At 72.7% G+C, this 16,935-nt stretch carries 18 protein-coding genes and 2 tRNA genes; 11 read left to right on the forward strand and 9 right to left on the reverse strand.

All coding sequences use genetic code 11. The features are described 5' to 3' along the window. Position 1: 1 nt before the first annotated feature. Genes AC3WRM_RS09405 through gabT form a run of 4 tightly spaced genes read right to left on the reverse strand, consistent with a single transcriptional unit; the run spans position 2 to position 4,353 of the window. Entirely contained in the window at positions 2–244 is a 243-nt protein-coding gene (locus AC3WRM_RS09405) for a hypothetical protein (protein WP_492248039.1), read from the reverse strand. Between the two features lie 40 nt (positions 245–284). Then, on the reverse strand, positions 285–1,700 hold the full coding sequence (locus AC3WRM_RS09410; protein ID WP_492248117.1) for an NAD-dependent succinate-semialdehyde dehydrogenase: 1,416 nt from the start codon (positions 1,698–1,700) through the stop codon (positions 285–287). Positions 1,701–1,747: 47 nt separating this feature from the next. Beyond that, the gene (locus AC3WRM_RS09415) at positions 1,748–2,992 is read right to left on the reverse strand and encodes a Glu/Leu/Phe/Val family dehydrogenase (RefSeq protein WP_492248038.1); all 1,245 of its coding nucleotides are present in this window, start codon (positions 2,990–2,992) and stop codon (positions 1,748–1,750) included. 23 nt (positions 2,993–3,015) lie between these two features. After that, complete coding sequence (gene gabT / locus AC3WRM_RS09420) at positions 3,016–4,353, reverse strand: 4-aminobutyrate--2-oxoglutarate transaminase (RefSeq protein WP_492248037.1); 1,338 nt, start codon at positions 4,351–4,353, stop codon at positions 3,016–3,018. Between the two features lie 115 nt (positions 4,354–4,468). Here gabT and AC3WRM_RS09425 point away from each other — a divergent pair, with 115 nt between their 5' ends. Continuing rightward, a complete protein-coding gene (locus AC3WRM_RS09425) occupies positions 4,469–5,413 on the forward strand; it encodes a LysR family transcriptional regulator (RefSeq protein WP_492248036.1) in 945 nt (314 codons plus the stop codon). Here the strand turns inward: AC3WRM_RS09425 and AC3WRM_RS09430 are convergent. Together AC3WRM_RS09430 and AC3WRM_RS09435 are read right to left on the reverse strand one after the other, a co-directional pair. Then, positions 5,397–6,074, reverse strand: a complete 678-nt coding sequence (locus AC3WRM_RS09430; RefSeq protein WP_492248035.1) for a cache domain-containing protein — start codon at positions 6,072–6,074, stop codon at positions 5,397–5,399. The two genes, AC3WRM_RS09425 and AC3WRM_RS09430, sit on opposite strands and share 17 nt — an antisense overlap. A 4-nt stretch (positions 6,075–6,078) precedes the next feature. Then, positions 6,079–6,822, reverse strand: coding sequence for a FadR/GntR family transcriptional regulator (locus AC3WRM_RS09435; RefSeq protein ID WP_492248034.1), 744 nt, complete (start codon positions 6,820–6,822; stop codon positions 6,079–6,081). Between the two features lie 185 nt (positions 6,823–7,007). Between AC3WRM_RS09435 and AC3WRM_RS09440 the strand changes: the two genes are divergently transcribed. The 10 genes from AC3WRM_RS09440 to AC3WRM_RS09485 all read left to right on the forward strand — a co-directional run bounded on the left by AC3WRM_RS09440 (position 7,008) and on the right by AC3WRM_RS09485 (position 15,265). Then, a complete protein-coding gene (locus AC3WRM_RS09440) occupies positions 7,008–8,039 on the forward strand; it encodes an ABC transporter ATP-binding protein (RefSeq protein WP_492248033.1) in 1,032 nt (343 codons plus the stop codon). 35 nt (positions 8,040–8,074) lie between these two features. Further along, the gene (locus tag AC3WRM_RS09445; protein WP_492248032.1) at positions 8,075–9,250 is read left to right on the forward strand and encodes an ABC transporter substrate-binding protein; all 1,176 of its coding nucleotides are present in this window, start codon (positions 8,075–8,077) and stop codon (positions 9,248–9,250) included. A 1-nt stretch (position 9,251) separates the two neighbouring features. Beyond that, a complete protein-coding gene (locus AC3WRM_RS09450; RefSeq protein WP_492248031.1) occupies positions 9,252–10,169 on the forward strand; it encodes an ABC transporter permease in 918 nt (305 codons plus the stop codon). Positions 10,170–10,178: 9 nt separating this feature from the next. After that, entirely contained in the window at positions 10,179–10,979 is an 801-nt protein-coding gene (locus AC3WRM_RS09455; RefSeq protein WP_492248030.1) for an ABC transporter permease, read from the forward strand. 85 nt (positions 10,980–11,064) lie between these two features. Then, positions 11,065–12,411, forward strand: a complete 1,347-nt coding sequence (locus AC3WRM_RS09460) for an NAD-dependent succinate-semialdehyde dehydrogenase (RefSeq protein ID WP_492248029.1) — start codon at positions 11,065–11,067, stop codon at positions 12,409–12,411. Between the two features lie 148 nt (positions 12,412–12,559). After that, positions 12,560–13,591, forward strand: a complete 1,032-nt coding sequence (locus tag AC3WRM_RS09465) for a quinone-dependent dihydroorotate dehydrogenase (RefSeq protein ID WP_492248028.1) — start codon at positions 12,560–12,562, stop codon at positions 13,589–13,591. Positions 13,592–13,664: 73 nt separating this feature from the next. Then, positions 13,665–13,737: transfer RNA gene (locus AC3WRM_RS09470), tRNA-Thr, on the forward strand. 27 nt (positions 13,738–13,764) lie between these two features. Beyond that, positions 13,765–13,838, forward strand: a tRNA-Met gene (locus AC3WRM_RS09475). Positions 13,839–13,882: 44 nt separating this feature from the next. Then, positions 13,883–14,053, forward strand: coding sequence for a 50S ribosomal protein L33 (rpmG, locus tag AC3WRM_RS09480; RefSeq protein WP_055964149.1), 171 nt, complete (start codon positions 13,883–13,885; stop codon positions 14,051–14,053). A gap of 186 nt (positions 14,054–14,239) precedes the next feature. Next, a complete protein-coding gene (locus AC3WRM_RS09485; RefSeq protein WP_492248027.1) occupies positions 14,240–15,265 on the forward strand; it encodes a UDP-N-acetylmuramate dehydrogenase in 1,026 nt (341 codons plus the stop codon). 52 nt (positions 15,266–15,317) lie between these two features. On the opposite strand, the gene AC3WRM_RS09490 is transcribed toward AC3WRM_RS09485, so the two are convergent. The 3 genes from AC3WRM_RS09490 to AC3WRM_RS09500 are packed head-to-tail and all read right to left on the reverse strand — an operon-like array spanning position 15,318 to position 16,923. Beyond that, positions 15,318–15,641, reverse strand: coding sequence for a hypothetical protein (locus AC3WRM_RS09490; protein ID WP_492248026.1), 324 nt, complete (start codon positions 15,639–15,641; stop codon positions 15,318–15,320). Continuing rightward, positions 15,626–16,636, reverse strand: a complete 1,011-nt coding sequence (locus AC3WRM_RS09495; protein WP_492248025.1) for an adenosine deaminase — start codon at positions 16,634–16,636, stop codon at positions 15,626–15,628. Before AC3WRM_RS09495 ends, AC3WRM_RS09490 begins: the two co-directional genes overlap by 16 nt. After that, the gene (locus AC3WRM_RS09500; RefSeq protein WP_492248024.1) at positions 16,633–16,923 is read right to left on the reverse strand and encodes a hypothetical protein; all 291 of its coding nucleotides are present in this window, start codon (positions 16,921–16,923) and stop codon (positions 16,633–16,635) included. The genes AC3WRM_RS09495 and AC3WRM_RS09500 overlap by 4 nt, the downstream gene beginning before the upstream one ends. Positions 16,924–16,935 lie beyond the last annotated feature (12 nt).

The raw sequence follows: 16,935 nt of genomic DNA on the forward strand, positions 1-16,935 counted from the left end.
GCTACCCGCCGAGCTGCTGGGTGGCGACGGTGAGCGACTCCGCCTCGTCCGCGAGCACGTCGTCGTCCGGGTCGTCGCCGACCCGGTCGCGCAGGTCGGCGGCGGAGACGATCTCGAGGGCACCCTCGTCGTCGTCCCCGTCCACGACCCTGACCTCGCCCTCGACGAGGCCGAGGAAGCAGTCCGGCGACGCGGCGAGGAGGTTGCGGAGGTGGCGTGGGGTGACGGTCTGCGGTTCGCTCATGCCTGCATCGTTCCCCGTCACGCCCGCGTGAATCGCGAGGTCAGCCCGGCCAGTCGACGCTGAGGTACTGCGTCTCGGTGTACTCCGCCAGACCCTCGCGGGCGCCCTCGCGGCCGAGGCCGCTCTTCTTCACCCCGCCGAACGGCGCGGACGGGTCGGAGACGAGCCCGCGGTTCACGCCGACCATGCCGGCGTCGAACGCCTCGCCGAGGCGGATCGCGCGCTGCAGGTCGCCGGAGAAGACGTAGGACGCGAGGCCCATCTCGCTCGCGTTGACCAGGGCGAGCAGCTCCTCGTCGGTGCGCCACGTGACGATCGGCGCGACCGGCCCGAACAGCTCGTGGTCGAGGATCGCGGCGTCGGCGGGGACGTCGACGAGCACCGTCGGTGCGAAGAAGTGCCCCGGCGCGTCGGGGACCGGCGCCTGGTGGCTGATCCGGGCTCCGGCGACGACGGCGTCGCCCACGACGTCGGCGAGCGTCTCGACGGCGGCGGAGGAGATGAGCGGGCCGACCGCCGCGCCCGAGCGGGCCGCGCCGACCGTCAGCTGCTCGACCTCGGCCCCGAACCGCTCGACGAAGGCGTCGACGACGTCGGCGTGCACGTAGAAGCGGTTGGCGGCCGTGCAGGCCTGACCGCCACCCCGGAACTTGGCGAGCATCGCCCCGGCCACGGCGGCGTCGAGGTCGGCGTCGTCGGCCACGACGAACGGCGCGTTGCCGCCCAGCTCCATCGACGCGTTCACGACGCGCTCCGCCGCCTGGCCCAGGAGGATCGAGCCGACCCGGGTGGACCCCGTGAACGAGATCTTGCGGACGCGCGGGTCGGCCAGCCAGTGGCCGACGACGCCAGCCGCATCGGTGGTGGGGACGACGTTCACGACGCCGTCGGGCACGCCGGCCTCCGCGAGCAGGCGCGCGACGGCGAGCGCCGTGAGCGGTGTCTCCGCCGCAGGCTTCAGCACCACGGTGCAGCCCGCTGCCAGCGCCGGCGCGATCTTGCGGGTGGCCATCGCTGCAGGGAAGTTCCACGGGGTCACGAGCGCGGCCACGCCCACCGGTCGGTGCGTCACGATCGTGCGCGTGCCACCGGCCGGGGAGGAGCCGTAGTCGCCGTGCGGTCGCACCGCCTCCTCGGCGAACCAGCGGAAGAACTCCGCCGCGTACACGACCTCGCCGCGCGCGTCGGCGAGCGACTTCCCGTTCTCGCTGACGATCAGCGCGGCCAGGCGGTCGCGGTCGCGGTGCATCAGCTCGAACGCGCGGTGCAGCACCACCGACCGCTCGCGCGGTGCGGTCCGACGCCACGTGGCGAAGGCCGCGTGGGCAGCGTCCACGGCGGCGGTCGCGTCGCCCAGGTCCCCGTCGGACACCCGCGCCACGACCGTCAGGTCGGCCGGGTCGACGACGTCGAAGGTGCCGTTGCCGCCCTTGCGCCACTGCCCGCCCACGAGCACGGCGCTGCCGGGGTCGAGGTCGGTGAGATCGAGGTCGGGCGGCGTGCTCACGGGTAGAGGCCTCTCTGGCGGTGGGCGTCCGCCACGCGCTTCACGGCCAGGCTCGTGGCCGCCGCGCGCAGCGTGATGTCGAGGGACTGGGCGTGCTCCAGCACGTGCTTCCAGGCGGCGGTCATGCGGTCGGCGAGGCGTCCCTCCACCTCGTCCTCGGTCCACCAGTACGCCTGGTTGGCCTGCACCCACTCGAAGTAGGAGACGATCACGCCGCCCGCGTTCGCGAGGATGTCGGGCACCACCGTCACGCCGCGCTCGGCGAGCACCGAGTCGGCCTCGGCCGTGGTCGGGCCGTTGGCGCCCTCGACGACGAGCCGGGCACGGATCCGCTCGGCGTTGCCGCCGTGGATCACGCCCTCGACGGCGGCGGGCACGAGCAGGTCGACGTCGAGCTCGAGCAGGTCGGCGTTCTCGATCGGCTCCGCGCCGACGAACCCGACCACGGAGCCGGTCTCGTCCACGTGGGCCTCGAGCGCGGCGACGTCGAGCCCGTCGACGTGCTGCACGCCGCCGTACTGGTCGCTCACCGCGCGCACCGTGACACCGGCGTCGGCGAGGAACCGGGCGGCACCGCGCCCGACCTTGCCGAAGCCCTGCACGGCGGCCGTGGCGGCACCGGGGGTGAGGCCCACGTGGGAGAGCGCCTGCAGCGCCACGATGACCACCCCGCGCGAGGTGGCCGACGCGCGCCCGAGCGAGCCGCCGAGGCTGATCGGCTTGCCGGTGACGACGCCGAGCACGGTGTGCCCGAAGTTCACCGAGTAGGTGTCCATCATCCAGGCCATCGTCTGCTCGTCCGTGCCGACGTCGGGGGCGGGGATGTCGTGCGCCGGGCCGATCAGCGGCGCGATCTCCGAGGTGTACCGCCGCGTCACGCGCTCCAGCTCGGCTGCCGAGTAGCGCCGGGGGTCGATGGCCACGCCGCCCTTCGCGCCGCCGTACGGCACGTCGAGCAGGGCGCACTTCCAGGTCATCCACATGGCGAGCGCGCGCACCTCGTCGAGGTTCACGTCGGGCGCGTACCGCAGGCCGCCCTTGCCCGGGCCGCGCGAGTAGTTGTGCTGGACGCGGTGGCCGGTGATGACCTCGACGCTGCCGTCGTCGCGGCGCAGCGGGATGCTCACGGTGATCTCGCGGCGCGGGGCGGCGAGCAGCTCGTACATGCCCTCGTCGAGGCCGAGCAGGTCGATCGCCTCGCGCAGCTGCGAGCGGGCGTCGTCGAGCGGGTTTCCGGTCACGGTGTGCTCCTCGGTCGATGTGGTCACTGGGCCGCGCCCACCAGCGTGGAGGCGAAGGCCGCCTCGAGCACGTCGAGCCCCTCGCCGAGCAGCGTGTCGTCGATGGCCAGCGGGGGCAGGAGACGCAGCACGTTGCCGTAGGTGCCGCAGGTGAGGACGATGACGCCCTCGGCGTGCGCCGCCGCCGACACGGCGCGCGCGAGGTCGGGGTCGGGCTCGGTGGTGCCGGGCCGGACGAGCTCGACGGCGATCATGGCACCACGTCCGCGGACGTCGCCCACCCGCTCGTCGCGCTCCTGCAGGGCGTGCAGCCGCTCCTTCAGGAGCCTCTCCACCGCGCGGGCACGCTCGACGAGACCGTCCTCCTCGATCGTCTCGATCGCGGCGAGCGCCGCCGCGCAGGCGAGCGGGTTGCCGCCGTACGTGCCGCCGAGGCCGCCGGCGTGCGGTGCGTCCATGATCTCGGCACGCCCGGTGACGGCCGACAGCGGAAGGCCGCCCGCGATGCCCTTGGCGGTCACGATGAGGTCGGGCACGACGCCCTCGCGGTCGCTGGCGAACAGGTCGCCCGTGCGCGCGAAGCCGGTCTGCACCTCGTCGGCCACGAACACGACGCCGTTCTCGCGGCACCAGGTCGCCAGGGCGGGCAGGAAGCCAGGCGCGGGCTCGATGAACCCGCCCTCGCCCTGGATGGGCTCGACGACCACCGCGGCCAGGTTGGCTGCACCGACCTGCTTCTCGACGACGTCGAGCGCGCGGGCCGCGGCCGTCGCACCGTCGAGGCCGCCGTCGCGGAAGGGGTACGACAGCGGCGCCCGGTACACCTCCGAGGCGAACGGCCCGAACCCCTGCTTGTACGGCATCGACTTCGCCGTCATGGCCATCGTCAGGTTCGTCCGGCCGTGGTAGGCGTGGTCGAAGACGACGACCGCCGGGCGGCCGGTGTGCGCACGAGCGATCTTCACCGCGTTCTCGACCGCCTCCGCACCCGAGTTGAACAGCGCGGTGCGCTTCTGGTGGTCGCCGGGGGTGAGCCGGTTCAGGGCCTCCGCGACGGCGACGTAGCCCTCGTAGGGCGTGACCATGAAGCACGTGTGGGTGAACGCGGCGACCTGCTCCTGCACCGCCGCGACCACGCGGGGCGCGCTGGTGCCGACCGTCGTCACGGCGATGCCGGACCCGAGGTCGATGAGGCTGTTGCCGTCGACGTCGACGACGACCCCGCCGCCGGCCTGGGCCGCGAAGACCGGCATCGTCGTGCCCACGCCACCCGCGACGGCGGCGCTCTTGCGGGCCATCAGCTCCCGCGACCGGGGTCCGGGCAGCGGCGTGGTGAGGTGACGTCTCTGGGGCACGGACATGGCGGGTCCTCTCGCGGTCGGCCTGACGGGTCCAGGCAGGCAGTCGTGTGGTGCGGCGTGCCCAGTCTCGACCTGTCCCATCCATGCCGTCCAATGCCGTTCCACGATCGGCTCCATGCCTACCGCGCATAGGATGCTCGTCATGGAGCTGCGGACGCTGGCGTCCTTCGTCGCCGTGGTCGACGCGGGCACCGTCAGTGCGGCCGCCGAGCGGGTGCGTGTCACGCAGCCGGCCCTCTCGCGCCAGCTGCGCCAGCTCGAGCGCGAGCTCGGCGTCGACCTGTTCGAGCGGATGGCCGGACGGCTGGTGCTGTCCGCCGCCGGTCGCACGCTCCTGCCGCTGGCCCGCGACGTGCTGGCGTCGGCGGAGACGCTGCGCACCGCCGCCCGTGTGCAGGCGGAGGGCGGCCTCGACCGGGTCACCATCGCCGCGCCGGCCACGACCCTCGCCGACGTCGTCTCGCCGTTCCTCGCGAGCCTGCGCGACGACGACCCCACGCCGTCGGTGGTCGAGACGGCCGCGCTCGACGTCGACGACGCGATGCGACAGGGCGCCGATCTGGTGGTCACGACGCGGCGCCCGCGGCGTCCGCTGCGCGCGGCGCCGCTGCCCGAGCTTCCCGTGTGGGCGTACGTGCGCACCGACCACCCGTGGGCCGACCGCGAGAGCATCGGGCTGGCCGAGCTGCTCGACCACGACGTCGTCACCGTGCCGCCGACGTTCGCCGCCCGTCAGGTGCTCGACACGGCCGTCGAACGCGAGCAGCGGTGGCCGGCCTCGCTGGTGGAGGCGAGCAGCGGCACGGTGGCGCAGGCGCTCGCGGCGGCGGGGCGCGGTGTCGCCGTCGTGTCCGACGACGTCCGCTACGGCCTGCGCGGCCTGCGGGTGCGGTCCGGCGGCGTGGAGCTGGCCGTGCGGCTGTTCGTCGCCTGGTCGTCCACGCACCCGGCCGAGGCGGCTCTGGCTGCACTGGCCGACCGGCTGCGCACCTTCGTCGTCGCGGCCTACCCCGACGACACGGTGGTCACCGGGGTCGACGGGGTCACGCCAGCACGGTGAACGGCAGGCCCTCGCAGGGCACGTGGGTGGCGAACGCCGCGCGCTCGACGGGCTCGCCGGCGAACAGGTGGACCTGTGAGGACAGCACGACGCGGTCGTGGTCGTTGACGAGCGTGGCGTGCGCGGCGCGGAACGTGTCCAGCAGCGTCCGCTCGACGGTCTCGGCGAGCACGTCGGCTCCCATGACACCGAGCATCCGGCCGTCGCGCTCTACCGGCACGGTGGAGGTGAGCATGAACTCGTCCGTGCACACGTAGTCGATGTAGGGGCCCGTCACGTGCGACGCATGGCTGCGCTGCGGCGTGCGGAACCACTCCTGGCGGCTGTAGTCCGTCGACTGCACGAGCGCGATCGAGTCGGGGATGCGGCCCTGGTCGTCACCCTGCCACCAGGCCAGCAGGTACTCCTCGTCGGTCAGCAGGCCGGGGGAGACGACGAACCCGGCGCCGACGGTGTGCGGGTCGGCGAGCACCTCGAGGGCGTGTGGACGGACGGCGTCGAGGACCTGCGCGGCCGCGACGTCGCCGTCGAACAGGGGCGCGAGCGCGTCGCCGCTCTCGCGCAGGCTGCGCAGCAGCGGGTGGAACAGGGCCTCGACGGCCTGCACGCACGCACCGAGACCGGTCGTGCCGGGCGTGGGGACGGGGGTGCGGTCGGTCATCGGCTCACCTGATCCTCGCGTGCAGCTCGGCGAGCTCGCCGAGGAGTCGTCGGACACGGCGGCGCACGAGGGCGCGCGCCTCGTTCCCGTCGTGGGCGGCGATGGCCGCCAGGAGCGTCGCGTGGTGCTCGCGCAGCTCCGCCTGCCGCTCGGGGTCGCGCAGGCCGAGTCGCAGCAGCGCCCCGAGCTCCATCTCCAGGCGCATCACCTCGCGCGCCAGGTGGGCGGAGTGCGAGAGGGCGGCGATGGCCAGGTTCAGCTCGGTGTCGGCGGCCCGCAGCGCGGTCGCGTCGGTCGTGGTCGGGTCGGGGAGGATCTCGCGGAGGTCCTCGACCTCCTCGACGTTCGCGCGCTCCGCGGCGAGCTCGGCGCAGCCGCTGAGGACCGTGGCGTAGTGGATGCCGTGGTCGGCGATGTCCACGCGGGTCATCGCCGCGACGCGTCGCTCCAGCATCTCGTCGGCCGCGCCCAGGGGACGGGTGACGAACGACCCGCCGCCGCGGCCTCGCGTCGTCGTGACGAGCCCCTGCGCGCGCAGCGACACGAGGGCCTCACGGGCGGTGACCGTGGCGACGCCGAGCATCGCGGCCAGCTCCGACTCGCTCGGCAGGCGCTCGCCGTCCTCCAGGATCCCCGAGCGGATGGCCTGGGCGAGGCGCTGCTCCACGCGCACGGCCCGGCCCAGGTCGCCGATGGGCGCGAACACGGCCGTGCGCGCTCGGGTCGAGCGACGTCGGACGGCGGCCATGGATCTCCTCGGGTCGTCGTCCAGGCTCGGTCGGTGCCGGACGACGGTGGCACCTGTTTACCGGATGGTGACAGAAGACTGTTTACATTTAACATCTGAAGCCATAGGTTTCTCGGCGCGGACAGGGTCCAGCACCCCTCCCGCCCCGGCGCGCACGACGTCGGGACGCCCGCCGAAGGAGACCGATGAGCAGCACCGGCGCCACCCCCGCGATCCGCCTGACCGGGCTCCAGAAGCACTTCGGCGACGTGCGTGCCGTCGACGGCGTCGACCTCGAGATCGCCGACGGCGAGTTCTTCTCGATGCTCGGACCGTCCGGGTCGGGCAAGACCACGGTGCTGCGCCTCGTGGCCGGCTTCGAGCAGCCGACCGGCGGCACGGTGGAGCTCGCCGGCCGCGACGTCACCGGCACGGCACCCTTCGAGCGCGACGTCAACACCGTCTTCCAGGACTACGCGCTGTTCCCGCACATGAGCGTGCTCGAGAACGTCGCGTACGGGCTGCGCGTGCGGGGGGTCGGCAAGGCCGAGCGTCGCAGCCGCGCCCTCGAGGCCCTCGCGACCGTGCGCCTCGACCACGTCGCCGACCGTCGACCCACCCAGCTCTCCGGCGGGCAGCGCCAGCGCGTCGCCCTCGCCCGGGCGGTGGTCGTCCGTCCCAGGGTCCTGCTGCTCGACGAGCCCCTCGGCGCGCTCGACCTCAAGCTCCGCGAGCAGATGCAGGTCGAGCTGAAGCAGCTCCAGCGCGACCTCGGCATCACCTTCGTCTTCGTCACGCACGACCAGGAGGAGGCGCTCACGCTGAGCGACCGGGTCGCCGTGTTCAACGAGGGCCGCATCGTCCAGCTCGGCAGCCCCCGGGAGGTCTACGAGCGACCCGTCGACGCCTATGTCGCCTCGTTCGTCGGCACCTCCAACCTGTTCGACGCCGAGGTCGCGCGCGCCGTCCTCGGCCGCGACGGCCGCTATGCGCTGCGCCCCGAGAAGATCCACCTCGCCGCCGAGTCCGACGCGGGTGCGACGACCCCGGAGCACGACCGCGTCCGGGGCGTCGTCGCCGAGACCATCTACCTCGGCATCGGCCGCCGCGTCGTCGTCGACACCGAGCACGGCGCTCGCCTCGTCGTCCTCGAGCCCTCCACGGCGCCCGCCGCCGTCGAGCGGGGCGACCACGTCGTCGCCTCCTGGCGTCACGCCGACCTCGTGACGCTCGCCTGACCCCCACCACACCCACCGAAGAGGACGGAACCGAGATGATCCCCACGACCAGGAGAGGACGCGTCGGCGCACTCGCCGCCGCCGTCACCTGCAGCCTCGCCCTCGCCGCCTGCGGCGGGGGAGGCGACGACGACGCCGCCACCGGCGCGCCCACGAAGCTCGGGAAGAACGAGGGCCAGGTCTCGATCCTCGCGTGGCCCGGCTACGTCGAGGACGGCAGCAACGACCCCGACGCCGACTGGGTCACCGACTTCGAGAAGGAGACGGGCTGCAAGGTCACCAGCAAGGTCTACGGCACGTCCGACGAGGCGTTCAACCTCGCCAAGTCCGGCGACTACGACGTCGTCGCGGCCTCGGGCGACCTCACGCTGCGCATGGTCGCCGCCAAGGCCGCGGCCGAGGTCAACACCGACCTCGTCCCCAACTACGCCAAGGTCTTCGACTTCCTGAAGGACCAGGAGTGGAACACGGTCGACGGCAAGAACTACGGCGTGCCGCACGGCTACGGCGCCAACCTCCTCATGTACAACAGCGACGTCGTGACGGAGGAGCCGACGTCGTGGGACGTCGTGTTCGACAAGGGTTCGCAGTACAAGGGCAAGGTGACCGCCTACGACTCGCCCATCTACATCGCCGACGCCGCCATGTACCTCATGGCCAAGCAGCCGGAGCTGAAGATCGAGAACCCGTACGCGCTCGACGAGAAGCAGCTCGCCGCGGCGGTGAAGCTGCTCAAGGAGCAGCGCGCCAACGTCGGCGAGTACTGGTCGGACTACCTGAAGGAGGCGTCGGCGTTCAAGACCGGCGACTCGGTGGTCGGCACCACGTGGCAGGTCATCGCGAACACGATCGACCAGGACAACGTCAAGACGACGGTGCCCGAGGAGGGCGTCACCGGCTGGAACGACACCTGGATGATCGCGGCCAAGGCGAAGCACCCCAACTGTGCCTACGCCTGGCTCAACCACATCGAGGACCCGAAGACGAACGCGCAGGCCACCGAGTACTTCGGCGAGTCGCCGAACTCCGAGGAGGCCTGCGAGTACGCCAGCGAGGGCTTCTGCGAGACGTACCACGCCGGCGACGAGGCCTACTCGGACAAGATCTGGTACTGGCGCACGCCGATCGCGAAGTGCCTCGACGGTCGCACCGACGTCGAGTGCACCGACTACTCGGACTGGACCAAGGCCTGGACCGAGATCAAGGGCTGACGTGACCCAGCCGACCGCGCCCACGGCGACCGCCCCGTCCTCCGGGACCGGGGCGGTCGCCCGCCGGGCCTCCTCCTTCCTCGCCACGCGGCCGCGCCTGCGGCTCGGGCTGCTCCTCTCCGCGCCGCTCACCTGGCTGGTGCTCGTCTACGTGGTCGCGCTCGCCGCGCTGCTCGTCACCGCGCTGTGGTCGGTCGACGCCTTCACGGGCGAGATCGACCGCGGCCTCACGCTCGACAACCTGCGCGAGGTCGCGACGGAGTCGCTCTACCGCACCGTCACGCTCCGTACGTTCGGCGTCGCGGCGCTCGTGACCGTCATCGACGTCGCCATCGCGCTGCCCATCGCCTTCTACATGGCCAAGGTCGCGTCGCCGCGAGCCCGGCGGCTGCTCGTCGTCGCGGTCCTGACGCCGCTGTGGGCCAGCTACCTCGTGAAGGCGTTCGCGTGGCGCTCGCTGCTCAGCGAGGGCGGTCTCGTCGACTGGGTGCTGAACCCGTTCGGTGCGCACAGCCCCGGCTACGGGCTCACGGCCGTCGTCATGACGCAGGCCTACATCTGGCTGCCGTACGTGATCCTCCCGATCTTCGCGGGCATGGAGCGCGTGCCCGACTCGCTGCTCGAGGCAGCCGGCGACCTCGGCGCGTCGGCCGGCACGACGGTCCGCACGGTCGTCATGCCGCTGCTGCTTCCCGCGGTCGTCGCCGGCTCGATCTTCAGCTTCTCGCTGACGCTGGGCGACTACATCAGCGTCAACATCGTCGGCGGCGCGAACCAGATGCTCGGCAACCTCGTCTACACGAACGTCGGCGCGGCCAACAACCTGCCGCTCGCCGCGGCCATCGCGCTCGTGCCCATCGTCATCATGCTCGGGTACCTCGCGGCGGTCCGCCGCACGGGCGCCCTGGACAACCTCTAGGAGCGCGCCGTGACCCTCAGCCCGGTCTCGCGTCGAGCCCTGCTCGCCGCCACCGCCCTCGTCCTCGTCCTCATGTACGCACCGCTGCTCGTGGTCGTCGCGAACTCCTTCAACCCCGACCCCTCGATGACCTGGCCGCCCGACGGGTTCACGACACAGTGGTGGGTGCGGGCGTTCCACAGCGCCGGGGCCCGCGACGCCGTGCTCACGAGCGTCGAGGTGGCGCTCGCGTCGACGGCGGTGGCGCTGGTGCTCGGCACCCTCATGGCGTTCGCGCTGCAGCGCTTCCGGTTCTTCGGGCGCAACACGGTCAACCTGCTGGTGATCCTGCCCATCGCGCTCCCCGGCATCGTCACGGGCGTCGCGCTGAACAACGCGTTCCGCGGGATCCTGGCGATCGAGCTCGGCGTCGCGACGCTGGTGGTCGCGCACGCGACCTTCTGCATCGTCACCGTGTTCAACAACGTCGTCGCGAGACTGCGGCGCATGGGCGGCAACCTCGAGGAGGCCTCCGCCGACCTGGGCGCCGGTCTCTGGACGACGTTCCGGCTCGTCACGTTCCCGCAGCTGCGCTCGGCCCTGCTGGCCGGCGGCCTGCTCGCCTTCGCGCTCAGCTTCGACGAGATCATCGTGACCACGTTCACCGCCGGTCCTGGCACCACGACGCTGCCCATCTGGATCCTCAACAACCTGTTCCGGCCCAACCAGGCGCCTGTCGTGGCCGTCGTCGCGGTCGTGCTCATCGTCGTCTCCGTCGTGCCGATCTGGATCGCCCAGCGGATCGCGGGCGAGGCCGAGACGGTGCGATGAGCGCCCTCCTCGTCACCGGGCCGGGCGACGCCGCACCCCGTAACGTCGGCCCTGCCGACACCGCCACCCCCTCGAAGGAGCACCGATGAGCCTGTACGCCGTCACGAACCCCGCCACCGGCGAGGTCGTCAAGGAGTACCCCACCGCCACCGACGCCGAGGTGCAGGACGCGATCGCGTCGGCCCACGAGGCGTTCCGCACCTGGTCGAAGGGCTCGACCGTGGCCGAGCGCGCCGCGCTCGTGCGCCGGGTCGGCGAGCTGCACGCCGAGCGCCGCCAGGAGCTGGCCGAGATCGCGCAGCGCGAGATGGGCAAGCCGCTCGAGGAGTGCCTCGGCGAGGTCGACTTCTGCACCGCCATCTACGAGTTCTACGCCGACAACGCCGAGCGCTTCCTGGCGGACGAGCCGCTGGAGCTGCTCGAGGGCGAGGGCTCGGCCGTGGTCAAGCGCAGCGCCGTCGGCGTGCTGCTCGGGATCATGCCCTGGAACTTCCCGTCGTACCAGATCGCCCGCTTCGCCGGCCCGAACCTGGCGCTCGGCAACACCATCCTGCTCAAGCACGCGCCGCAGTGCCCGGAGTCGGCCGAGGCGCTGCAGAAGATCTTCCTCGACGCCGGCTTCCCCGAGGGCGCCTATGTCAACATCTACGCGACCAACGAGCAGGTCGAGGACGTCATCGGCGACCGGCGCGTGCAGGGCGTGTCCCTGACCGGCTCCGAGCGCGCCGGTGCCGCCGTCGCCGCGATCGCCGGCCGCCACCTGAAGAAGGTCGTGCTGGAGCTCGGCGGGTCCGACCCGTTCATCGTCCTGGGTGCCGACGACCTCGACGCCACCGTCGAGCAGGCCGTCAACGCGCGGCTGGACAACACCGGCCAGGCCTGCAACGCGGGCAAGCGGTTCATCGTCGTCGAGGAGCTGTACGACTCCTTCCTGGAGAAGTTCACGGCCCAGATGCTCGAGGCCGCCGACGGCATCGCGCCGCTCTCGTCGAAGGAGGCCGCCGAGCGGCTGGCCGACCAGGTCGACCGCGCCGTCGAGCAGGGCGCCCACCTCGAGACCCGCGGCGAGCGCGACGGCGCCTTCTTCCCGCCCGGTGTGCTCACCGGTGTGAAGCCCGGCGACGACGCGTTCCACGAGGAGCTGTTCGGGCCCGTCGGCATCGTGTTCAAGGTCGGCTCGGAGGACGAGGCGGTCGAGCTCGCGAACGACACGCCCTTCGGGCTGGGCTCCTACGTCTTCACCGACGACCCCGACCAGGCGCAGCGGGTCGCCGACCGCATCGAGGCCGGCATGGTGTTCGTCAATGGGGTCGGGGCCGAGGGCGCCGAGCTGCCGTTCGGCGGCGTCAAGCGGTCCGGCTTCGGGCGCGAGCTCGGTCGCTTCGGCATCGACGAGTTCGTCAACAAGAAGATGATCCGCACGATCGCCTGATCTCGGTCCGCGAGACGCGGGGTCCGTCGCGCGTCATGGGACGCGCCCGGCGGCGTCTCCTGCACGTCGGTCCCGCTCCCCAACAGGGAGAGCGGGACCGACGCCGTCGCGGCGAGGTCGGTCCGCGGCCGGCACTAGGCTGACGGTCGTGGTCTACGACGCGCTGTTCTCGACGGTCTTCGCCCGCATGGACCCGGAGGTCGCGCACGAGCAGGCCTTCCGGGCCATCCGCCTCGGGGGCCGGCTCGCCCGACCGTTCGCCGCGGTGCCGCCGGCACCGCGCACCGTGATGGGGCTGACGTTCCCGCACGCCTTCGGCCTGGCCGCCGGCTTCGACAAGAACGCCCGCGCAGTGCCCGGGCTGCTCGGCCTCGGGTTCGGCCACGTCGAGGTCGGCACCGTGACCGCCCGCCCCCAGCCCGGCAACCCGCGACCGCGACTCTTCCGGCTGGTCGACGACCGCGCCGTCGTCAACCGGATGGGCTTCAACAACGACGGCGCCGCCGTCGTCGCGGCCCGGCTGCACCGTCTGCGGCGCACCGCGGTCGGGGCCGACGCGGTCATCGGCGTCAACATCGGCAAGACCAAGGTCGTTCCGGCCGAGGAGGCCGTCGCCGACTACGTCGAGAGCGCACGGCTGCTCGCGCCGTACGCGAGCTACCTGGTCGTCAACGTCTCCAGCCCCAACACGCCGGGTCTGCGCGACCTGCAGTCCGTCGACGCCCTGCGACCGATCCTGGCCGCCGTGCGCGAGGTCACCGAGGGACTCCCGCAGGGTCGGCGCGTGCCGCTGGTCGTCAAGATCGCGCCCGACCTCGCCGACGCCGACGTCGACGCCGTGGCCGACCTGGCGCTCGAGCTGGGTCTCGACGGCATCAGCGCGACCAACACGACCATCGAGCGTCCCGCGTCGCTGCACACCGACCGGGCGACGGTCGACGCCGCGGGCGCGGGCGGTCTCTCCGGCCCCGTGCTGGCCGACCGGGCCACCGAGGTGCTGAGCCGGCTGCGCGGCCGGGTGGGGGAGCGTCTCGCGCTCGTCGGCGTGGGCGGGGTGAGCACGCCCGACGACGTCCGCGACCGGCTCGCAGCCGGTGCCGACCTCGTCCAGGCGTACACGGGCTTCATCTACGGCGGACCGCTCTGGCCGGCCCGTCTGGCGCGCGCTGCCAGGCCCTGACGCCGTCCCGCTCGAGAGGGGCACCCCCGATTTCGTCCTGCACGGGACTACCTGTAGTGTTGCTTCTCGGCTTGCCCCTTTAGCTCAGTCGGCAGAGCGTTTCCATGGTAAGGAAAAGGTCTACGGTTCGATTCCGTAAAGGGGCTCTGAGAGACGAGAACTCGTCCCTCCGTGGCTGGGTAGCTCAGGTGGTTAGAGCACACGACTCATAATCGTGGTGTCGCGGGTTCGAGTCCCGCCCCAGCTACCGCATCCCGGCAGCACCACCCCCAGACCAGAAGAGGCAGACCCGTGGCGAGCAAGAGCTCCGACGTTCGACCCAAGATCACCTTGGCTTGCACCGAGTGCAAGGAGCGCAACTACATCACCAAGAAGAACCGTCGCAACGATCCCGATCGTCTCGACCTCAAGAAGTTCTGCCCGCGCTGCAAGACCCACCAGGTCCACCGCGAGACCCGCTGAACCTCGTCCTCCCCGAGACCCCCGACCGCCAGGTCGGGGGTCTCGTGCGTTCCACGGGTGAGCAAGTCCTCGCGTTTCGGAACGTCATCGCCCGTTCCGCGCGGTGGAAGGGGCGATGACGTTCCGAAATGAGGGAGCTGGGGGCCGTCGGGCGGCGTGGTGGCGGTGAGGTCCTAGGCTCGACGCATGGAGCTCGCCGACGTCACCACGCTGCGCCTGGGCGGTCCGGCCCGCGACGTCGTGGAGGTGACCACCGAGGCCGAGCTGGTCGACGCGGTACGGACCGCCGATGCGGCCGGGACCCCGCTGCTGCTCGTGGCGGGGGGCAGCAACCTGGTCGTCGACGACGCCGGGTTCGACGGCACCGTCGTGCTCGTCCGCACCCGCGGTGTCCAGGTCGAGGCCGACGCGTGCAGCGGCGCGCAGGTCGTCGTGCAGGCGGGGGAGCCGTGGGACGACCTCGTCGCCCTCGCGGTCGAGTCGGGCTGGGTCGGCCTGGAGGCCCTCTCGGGCATCCCCGGCTCCACCGGTGCCACCCCGGTACAGAACGTCGGTGCCTACGGCCAGGAGGTCGCCCAGACCATCGCCTGGGTGCGGGTGTACGACCGCACCGAGCAGAAGGTGCGCACGATCTTCGCCGTCGACTGCTGCTTCGGCTACCGGCACAGCCGGTTCAAGGCCGAGCCGGGGCGCTACGTCGTCCTGGTCGTCGCCTTCCAGCTGCGCCTGGGCGACCTGTCCGCCCCCATCGCCTACGCCGAGCTCGCCACGCGGCTCGGCGTCGACGTCGGCGACCGCGCCCCGCTCGCCGACGTGCGCCGCACGGTGCTCGCCCTGCGCGGCTCCAAGGGCATGGTGCTCGACGCCGACGACCCCGACACGTGGAGCGCGGGCTCGTTCTTCACCAACCCCGTGCTCGACGTCGAGTCGGCTCAGCGGCTCCCCGAGGGTGCGCCCCGGTTCCCGCAGCCCGACGGCAGCGTCAAGACGAGCGCGGCGTGGCTGATCCAGGCCGCCGGGTTCGAGCGCGGCCACGCGGTGGCGGACGGTCGCGCCGGCCTCTCCACCAAGCACACGCTGGCCCTGACCAACCGCGGCGGGGCCTCGAGCGCCGACGTCCTCGCGCTCGCCCGCGAGGTCCGCGACGGCGTGCGCGACGCGTTCGGCGTCACCCTGGTGCCCGAGCCCGTGCTCGTCGGCTGCGCGCTCTGAGACCTCTTTCCGCTTCGCCGTGACCTGCACATGTGCGGAGACGGACGGCCTCTCAGTACCCGGTGTCGCGGCGCAGCGCCACCAGCTCCACCGCGGCCCAGCCGACCAGCGCCAGCACGGTGAGCCCGAGCGCCGTCGTCGCCACCGCGCCCAGGACGAGTCCGGCGCGGGCGCGGCCGGCGCCCGCCCAGCGTCCCGGCTCCCGCTCGACGTCGCGCAGCACGCCGGCCCCCAGGTACCACGCCCAGGGGCCGAGCAGCAGCGGCACCACGAGCAGGCCGCCGACGACCGACGCGAGCCCCGTCGCGTACGCGCGCTCGGCGGCGGGGTGCCGCTCGGCAGGTTCCTGGTCCTGCGGGCTCACGACGTCCGCCACCGCTCGATCCCGGCGAGCGCGTCGGCCTTGAGGTCGTCGGGGGCGTGCGAGCGGCGCACCGACATCGCGGCCAGGGCGGCGAGCTCGTCGTCGCTGAAGTCCTGCGCGGCCCGCAGCACGTTGTACTGCCCCGCGAGGCGCGAGCCGAAGAGCAGCGGGTCGTCGGCGCCGAGCGCGACGTCGACCCCGGCCTCGACGAGCGTGCGCACCGGCACCTCCTCGAGCGTGGCGTAGACGCCGAGCGACACGTTCGACGTCGGGCACACCTCGAGCGCGACCCCCGCCTCGGCCACGCGTGACAGCACCGCAGGGTCCTCGCTGGACCGGACGCCGTGCCCGATGCGGGTGGGGTGGAGGTGGTCGAGGCACTGCGCCACGTGCGCGGGGCCGAGCAGCTCGCCCCCGTGCGGCACGAGCGACAGGCCGGCTCGCTCCGCGATGGCGAACGCGGGCGCGAAGGCGGCCGTCTCGCCGCGTCGCTCGTCGTTGGAGAGCCCGAAGCCGACGACGCCGCGGCCCGCGTACTGTGCGGCGAGACGCGCCAGGGTGCGTGCGTCGAGCGGGTGGCGCGTGCGGTTGGCCGCCACGACGACGGCCATGTGCGTGCCGGTGCGCTCGGACGCGTCGCGCGCGGCGTCGATGACGAGGTCGGTGAACGCCGTGATCCCCCCGAACCGGGCCCCGTAGCCCGACGGGTCGACCTGGATCTCGGTCCACACCGAGCCGTCGCGCGCGTCGTCCTCGGCGGCCTCGAGCACGAGCCGGCGGACGTCGGCCTCGGTGCGCAGCACCGACCGTGCGACGTCGTAGAGCCGCTGGAACCGGAACCAGCCCTTCTCGTCGGTGGCCACGAGCTGCGGGGGCCACTCCTCGACGAGCGCCGGCGGCAGGCGGATGCCGTCGCGGGCGGCGAGCTCGACCAGCGTGGTGTGCCGCATCGAGCCGGTGAAGTGCAGGTGCAGGTGCGCCTTCGGGAGCGTGGCGACGGGCCTCACGCGGCGAGCCCCTCCTCGAGGGAGGAGCGAGCACCGCCGGGCTCGAGCCCGGTGCGCACGCGATCGACGGTGGAGCGGCGCACGAGCACGTGGAACAGCATCGACGGCACACCGGCCGCGGCGACGAGCGCCAGCACGCGCAGACCGACCGGCAGGGAGAGCCCACCGTCCGACGGCGGCAGCACCAGGACCACCGCGACCAGCATGAACAGGGGCGACGCGCAGAGCGCGAGCGCGAGCACGCGCAGGGTCCGGCCGGGCGACGGGACGGCGTTCGCGGCACTCATGCAGCCACGGTA

The sequence above is a fragment of the Aeromicrobium sp. EU05-FHT14F07 genome, assembly GCF_058790455.1.